Source organism: Rahnella perminowiae (genome assembly GCF_019049695.1).
In the GTDB taxonomy this organism is placed as follows: Bacteria; Pseudomonadota; Gammaproteobacteria; order Enterobacterales; family Enterobacteriaceae; genus Rahnella; species Rahnella perminowiae.
In genome coordinates this window covers 63999-70799 of the sequence record NZ_JAFMOT010000160.1, presented here as the reverse complement: position 1 = coordinate 70799, position 6801 = coordinate 63999, and the positions used below count along the sequence as shown (strand labels likewise).

Annotated in this window: 8 protein-coding genes, 1 tRNA gene and 1 rRNA gene; all 10 read left to right on the top strand. The window is 49.4% G+C overall.

What is annotated here, in order from left to right:
- Positions 1-4 precede the first annotated feature (4 nt).
- A 5S ribosomal RNA gene (rrf, locus tag J1781_RS05830) occupies positions 5-120 on the top strand.
- A 98-nt stretch (positions 121-218) separates the two neighbouring features.
- Positions 219-295, top strand: a tRNA-Asp gene (locus J1781_RS05825).
- A 431-nt stretch (positions 296-726) separates the two neighbouring features.
- On the top strand, positions 727-1452 hold the full coding sequence (locus tag J1781_RS05820) for a beta-ketoacyl synthase chain length factor (protein ID WP_129992254.1): 726 nt from the start codon (positions 727-729) through the stop codon (positions 1450-1452).
- Positions 1452-2264, top strand: coding sequence for a lysophospholipid acyltransferase family protein (locus J1781_RS05815; protein ID WP_217233316.1), 813 nt, complete (start codon positions 1452-1454; stop codon positions 2262-2264). Before J1781_RS05820 ends, J1781_RS05815 begins: the two co-directional genes overlap by 1 nt.
- A gap of 3 nt (positions 2265-2267) precedes the next feature.
- Entirely contained in the window at positions 2268-2525 is a 258-nt protein-coding gene (locus tag J1781_RS05810; RefSeq protein WP_129955009.1) for a phosphopantetheine-binding protein, read from the top strand.
- 10 nt (positions 2526-2535) lie between these two features.
- Complete coding sequence (locus J1781_RS05805) at positions 2536-2790, top strand: acyl carrier protein (protein ID WP_129955010.1); 255 nt, start codon at positions 2536-2538, stop codon at positions 2788-2790.
- Between the two features lie 20 nt (positions 2791-2810).
- Positions 2811-3401: a COG4648 family protein gene (locus J1781_RS05800; protein WP_217233315.1), complete on the top strand. Its 591-nt coding sequence runs from the start codon at positions 2811-2813 to the stop codon at positions 3399-3401.
- Positions 3368-4747: an AMP-binding protein gene (locus tag J1781_RS05795; RefSeq protein ID WP_238483475.1), complete on the top strand. Its 1380-nt coding sequence runs from the start codon at positions 3368-3370 to the stop codon at positions 4745-4747. Before J1781_RS05800 ends, J1781_RS05795 begins: the two co-directional genes overlap by 34 nt.
- Positions 4744-5088: an ApeI family dehydratase gene (locus J1781_RS05790; protein ID WP_129955012.1), complete on the top strand. Its 345-nt coding sequence runs from the start codon at positions 4744-4746 to the stop codon at positions 5086-5088. The genes J1781_RS05795 and J1781_RS05790 overlap by 4 nt, the downstream gene beginning before the upstream one ends.
- Positions 5085-6800, top strand: a complete 1716-nt coding sequence (locus J1781_RS05785; RefSeq protein ID WP_129955140.1) for a glycosyltransferase family 2 protein — start codon at positions 5085-5087, stop codon at positions 6798-6800. Before J1781_RS05790 ends, J1781_RS05785 begins: the two co-directional genes overlap by 4 nt.
- Position 6801: the final 1 nt, after the last annotated feature.

The window sequence follows — 6801 nt, the reverse complement described above, 5'->3', positions numbered from 1 at the left end:
TTTGCCTGGCGGCACTAGCGCGGTGGTCCCACCTGACCCCATGCCGAACTCAGAAGTGAAACGCCGTAGCGCCGATGGTAGTGTGGGGTCTCCCCATGCGAGAGTAGGGAACTGCCAGGCATCAAATTAGTAAAGAACGTGTTCCTTTTCCCCTGACAAGGAAAATAACAGGAACAAACAGGCATCAGCCGGTTGCTGATGCGTGTGAAAGAACCGGTGGAGCGGTAGTTCAGTTGGTTAGAATACCTGCCTGTCACGCAGGGGGTCGCGGGTTCGAGCCCCGTCCGTTCCGCCAATTATTGCATAGTCCCTGAATCGAAAGGTTCAGGGACTTTTTGCATTTGTATCCTGGTGAAAATGCCAATAAAACCTCTTATCTTTCTGGGATATATTTTATTATCTCACGGATTCACGTTTATCTGATCTGCGCTCCTTTCAGAATTTAATTCTGAGAGAGTAATTAATATTAGAAGTATTATATTTTACTTAATATGATGACTGATTGTTTGAATCCGACAGGAAATAAGGCTGGCCGGATATCGAAAAAATACTTCGTATCAACTTGAAAAATTTCGCTTTTCAGATGACTCTCCATGTATCCAAAAAACTCATAATAAACCAGCACTAAAATTCTTAATGAAGTTTACTAAGTTGTCAGATTACAGATGCAAGTTTCAATAAAATATCATAAAGTCTCAATTTGGCAGAATCACTAAGATAATCATTATGAAATTCTCACTGGATATAGTGGACTGGCGGGCTGTGGCTCCGGGAGTCGATAGTTGTGAGCACTGGATCCAGTGGGCTCGGTGCTCAGACATAAATACATTTTCCGGCGCAAACCCTAAAAGCCAGCAAATTCCCATGATGTCTGCACGACGAATGAGTATCGGCAGTCGTTTTGCTGTGGATTCCGGGCTTGCGTTGCTCGTCAATAACAACGTAGATGCTGCAATTTTTACCAGTCGTCATGGTGAACTGGAGAAAACGGGGCGAATTTTGCATTCCCTGGCCGGGGGAGAGGCTTTATCTCCGACTGAATTCTCCATGTCAGTACATAATACCGCCGCGGGTTGGCTTACCATTATTAGCAAAAATCCATTACCGGTAACCTCGTTAACGGCCGGCAAAGACAGCTTTCATCAGGGAATGCTGGAAGCTCAGGCAATGCTGGCAACGGGGGCTTCCCGCGTTATGTTGGTTGATTTTGATGGTGAAATTCCTGATATATACAACGAATCGGTAAATTCTGAGTTTCTCCCTTACGCCGTAGCAATAATATTAACTGCTGGCGATACCTTGAAGTGTCAGCGTATTTCGTTGTCGGGTGAGGATATGAATCCAGAACTTCCGCAGAGTTTGCAATTTCTGCGTGGCTATCTTTCCTCCTCTCCTTTATTCCATATCAGTGTAGATAATCGCCATAGCTGGCAGTGGGTTCGTAATCTGTGATGAGAGAAACGTTAGTGCCCGAAGAAAAGTCTTCCGCAGCTAATTGCATCTGGCGGTGGTTAGCAACCGGATTCTTTTTCGCACTTTTCGGAATTGGCGGGCTGTTGCTTTCTATTATCTGGTTTAATCTGTTGCGACTCATCATCCGGCAACCTGAAAGATTGCACAGAATGACACTCAACAGCATTCGTAATAGTTTCAGGTTATTCCTGAGTGGATTACGGAGGGTGGGAGTGATGGATTACCGGTTTATCGGTGATGAGAAATTTCAGCAAGATGCCGGCTGTCTGATAGTGGCGAATCATCCCAGTCTGCTTGATTATGTGATTCTGGCGTCGCGTATGCCTCGTTGTGACTGCATCGTCAAACAAGCTTTGCTGCAAAACCCATTCTTAAGCGGAGTGATAAAAGCGGCGGGTTACCTGATTAACACTGGCTCTGATGCTTTGTTGCTGGCCTGTGAAACCCGTTTGCAAGCAGGCGGTACGCTATTAGTTTTCCCGGAAGGGACACGTTCCTTGCCTGGAAAACCGATGATACTGCAGCGTGGTGCCGCTAACATTGCGCTGAGGGCAGGATGTGATGTCAGGATTGTCCATATTTCATGTCAGCCGCCAATGCTGACAAAAAAGGGGAAATGGTACGAAATTCCCCGGGTAAAACCTCAGTTTGTGATTACCGTTGCCGATAAGGTAAAGGCTGAAGACTTTTTAGATGAAAGCGATCTTTCACCTGCCCTGGCTGCACGGCGATTGACACAGCATTTGTGCACTGAGTTGATGCGCAGTAATACGCAAAATAACGAGAAATAAGTCATGGATTCATTAAGTAACGACATAAAAGTACTTATCATTGAGACGCTAAATCTGGAGGGGATGGCGCCAGATGAGATAGAGACACAGGCTCCGCTTTTTGGTGACGGATTAGGGCTGGATTCTATTGATGCCCTTGAGCTTGGTCTGGCGTTAAAGAAGCAATACGGTGTGATCCTTTCGGCGGAAAGTCAGGAAATGCGTGAGCATTTTTATTCTGTTGAAAGTCTGGCCAGATTTATATCAGCACAGCGTGGTTAAAGAGATTCCTATGCAGAAGCAAGAAATTTACCAGCAGATTAGCGCGTTATTAATCAAGCTATTTGAAATCAATGAAGATGATATCCGGCCGGATGCAAAGCTCTACGAGGATCTGGAATTAGACAGCATTGATGCTGTTGATCTGGTGGTTCACTTGCAGAAAATCACTGGCAGAAAAATTAAGCCTGAAATGTTTAAATCTGTTCGTACCGTTCAGGATGTCGTTGATGCCATAGATGAATTACTTAATTCCCCCGCTTCCTAGTATGGGCGGATATCTTTTTTATGGATAAAATCCGGCGTTTCTCATTTCCTGTGGTTACGAAGATGGCCAGTTGGGCGATGCCAGTGGCGGTGATTGCTTATCCGCTGGTTGTATGGTGCGGTTTAAAAACGTGGGGAATTCGCATCCTGGCGCCCGTACTGATGGCGATCTTTATTCTGCGTTTACTGACTTTTCGCGGGAAGTTATCCCAGTTAACTTTTTTCGGAAAAGCGATTGCAGTTGCAGGGATTGTACTGGTCGGCACCAGCATTTTATTACGCGAAACATCGATGCTGTTGTATTACCCCGTCGCGGTAAATCTTTTATTGCTCGGATTATTTTTCAGTTCATTACGCGCCAGCCAAACGCTGGTTGAGCGTATTGCACGGCTGGATGAACCCGATTTACCGCCGGAAGGGGTGGTTTACACACGTCGTGTGACCCAGGCCTGGTGCATTTTCTTTGTGTGTAACGGAGCATTGGCTTTATATACCTGCCTGAAAGGCGATATGGCTTTATGGGCTCTTTATAACGGCGGGATCAGTTATCTGCTGATTGGCTTATTAATGGGTATTGAATGGATAGTCAGAAAGCGTCTGCGACACCCATGACGCAGCGAATGTGCGAATGGCTAAGCGCGGGAAGAGCAGACGAACATCTGGTTGCCTGGAGCGAAAGCCGGGAGTGGTGTCAGCGTGATTTCCGGCATGATGTCTTATCTCTGCTGACTCATATCAGCGCGACATCGCATTCCCGCTGGGCATTGTGCCTTGAAGATAACTATTCATTTGCCGTGGCACTGCTGGCGGTGCTTTACAGCGGTCATACACCCGTTTTACCCGGTCATTTTCGGCCCGCTGTTCTGGCCGGGCAACGTGATGAGTTCGATGCGTTAATCACCGATCTTCCTTTGCAGATTGATTGCCCTATTCTTCGTTTTCCCTTCTCAGCAGATCAACCGTTAACAGCTTTGCCCGAATGGCCGGAAAACGCCGTACTGATTTTATTCACCTCCGGTTCGACCGGTAAATCGCAAAAAATAATCAAGCCGGTTTCTTGTCTGGAACTGGAGAGTCAGTGGCTTTGCACATACTGGGGGGAGCAATGCGCAGATGCACGCTTTGTCGCCACCGTGGCACCGCATCATATGTACGGTCTCAGTTTCGCTTTCATGTTGCCCCTGACTCTTGGGCGACCTTTTGCGACGAAAAGGGTGGAGTATCACGAACAGTTACACTCGCTTGCCAGAGAGAATGCCTTGGTTCTGACCAGCAGCCCGGCCTTTCTTAAACGACTTGATATGGCTTTGGAGCCCGCAAATCTCCGGCATGTCTTTTCTGCCGGAGGCCCGCTGAGTCATGACACCGCGTTACGGGTGGAAAATGTTTGTGGCTGCCGGCCGACTGAAATCTATGGCACGACTGAAAGCGGCATCGTCGCCTTCCGTACGCAACATCAGCCGGAAGCAGTCTGGACTCTTTTTGATAATCTCGAATTCTCACCACTGGCTGATGGCAATATCGCCCTGATTTCTCCGCTGATCCCGCAACCGGATGGCATGATCCTCAGTGATAAAATTCAGCTGTTGAATGCCGATCAACGTCAGTTTCTTCTTTTAGGCCGTCAGGATCGGATCGTTAAAATTGCAGAGCAGCGGATCTCACTGACTGAAATTGAGCAACGTTTGTGTGCGATGGATCTGTTAAGCGACGCCAGCGTACTGACGCTTGAAAAACAGGGGCGGCTTTATGTTGCAGCCGTGCTGGTTTTAAGTCAGGTCGGCGAGCAGTTATTCCAGACGCAAGGGCAGGCCGTGCTGCTTGGACAGATCCGCGGGATCTTGCGTGACTGGCTATCTCCGGTTTCTATGCCGCGATACTGGCGCTTTGCACCTGCGATTCCTCTTAACCAGCAAGGCAAACGCGCGACTGCTGAATTACAGGAAATGTTTTTATGATCCTGCCTGACATGCTGCATCGGCAACGCGCCAGCGACACCAGTCTGCTTCTCACGCTCCGGTTACCTGCGGATTTATTCTGGTTCAAAGGCCATTTCCCGTCGTCTCCGATTTTGCCTGGCGTGACACAGGTCAATTGGGTCATGGGTTACGCTGAAGAACTTCTTAGTCTGGATAAAGCATTTTCCGGCATGGAAGTGGTGAAATTCCAGCGACCGCTGTTGCCTGAAGAAATTGTGAATTTGCAGATCGACTGGCTTAAAGAAAAACAACGGCTGGTATTTCGTTACAGTGTGGGTCAGGCGATCGCCAGCAGCGGGAAAATCACCTTATGTCCATGACGCCGTCAGCCTCTTTTTCTCCCTGTCTGATTATTCCCTGTTACAACCATGGACCGATGATGGCGGGTGTGCTGGAAAGTCTCCGGCCATTCGGTTTGCCCTGCATTGTGGTTGATGACGGCAGTGACCTGCAGACAGCAGAAGAGTTGCAGCATCTGGAGAGTCTGACGCCGTGGATGAGCCTGACGCGGCTCACTGTAAACCAGGGGAAAGGCGGGGCTGTGATGGCGGCGCTGCGGCTGGCCGCCGGAAAGGGGTTTACGCACGCCTTACAGGTGGATGCCGACGGACAGCATCAGCTTTCAGACGTTCCTGCGATGCTGGCTGAAGCCAGAAGTTATCCGGATTGCCTGATCTCCGGACAGCCGGTTTACGATGACAGTGTGCCGAAATCACGCCTTTATGGCCGCTATATCACCCATTTCTGGGTGTGGATCGAGACACTGTCATTTTCAGTAAAAGACAGTATGTGTGGATTCCGCGTCTATCCCCTCAGACCCTGCCTGCAACTGATGGCAAAAAAAAACCTGGGTTTGCGGATGGATTTCGATACGGAAATTATGGTGCGTCTTTACTGGCAAGGCACACGCAGCCGCTTCCTGCCCACGCGGGTGACTTATCCTGAAGATGGCCTCTCGCATTTTGATGCCGTGAAGGACAACCTGCAGATTTCGTGGATGCACACGCGGCTGTTTTTTGGCATGTTGCGACGCATTCCTTATTTGCTGAAGCAGCGGAAAAATCGTCCCGAACACTGGTCCTCGACGCAGGAACGTAAAGGGTTGTGGGGCATTCGCCTGATGTTATCGGTTTACCGGACGCTGGGATACAACGCCTTTCGTCTGTTGCTTTATCCGGTCATCACCTATTTTTGGCTCACCGGCCACAAACAGCGCAATGCCTCTGCCCGCTGGCTGGAGCGTGTGCGCGTGACGGCTGCACATCGCCATATTCCCCTGCCTTATCCGCTGAGCACTTTCCGGCATTTTATGCGGTTTGGTGAATCTATGCTGAGCAAACTGGCGAGCTGGCAGGGCGATAAAACATTGACTGATGCGGTGCTGGTCAATCCCGACATTTGCGAATCTCATATTACCTCCGGGCGAGGCACGCTGATCCTTGCCTCACATTTAGGTGACATCGAATCATGTCGGGCAATAGGTTCACTCAGTCATCGCATCACCGTAAATGCGCTGGTCTTTACAGAACATGCCGAGCGGTTCAATCAGGTAATGAAAGAGATTAATCCGCAGGCCGTGGTGAATCTGATCCAGGTTAACCAGATGGGGCCGGAGACCGCGATTTTATTGCAGGAAAAACTTGATGCCGGTGAGTGGGTGGCGATTGTCGGCGACCGCACCTCTGCCAGTCATCATCAGCGCGGTGAACATTCCCGCATGATTTACAGCGAGTTTATGGGCAAAACTGCCGCATTCCCGCAGGGACCCTTTATTCTGGCTGCTGCGCTACGCGCACCCGTTATGCTGATGTTTGGCATCATGCAGCAAAAGCGGTTGCATATTTATTGTGAGTCTTTTGCCGATCCTCTGATCCTGCCGCGTGCCAACCGCCTGCCTGCGTTACAGGCCGCAGTCGATCATTATGCCGCACGGCTTGAGCATTACAGCCTGCTGGCACCTCACGACTGGTTCAATTTTTATGATTTCTGGCAGCATCCCGCAGATGTCGCCTCTGACAGGAAACCTGAATGAT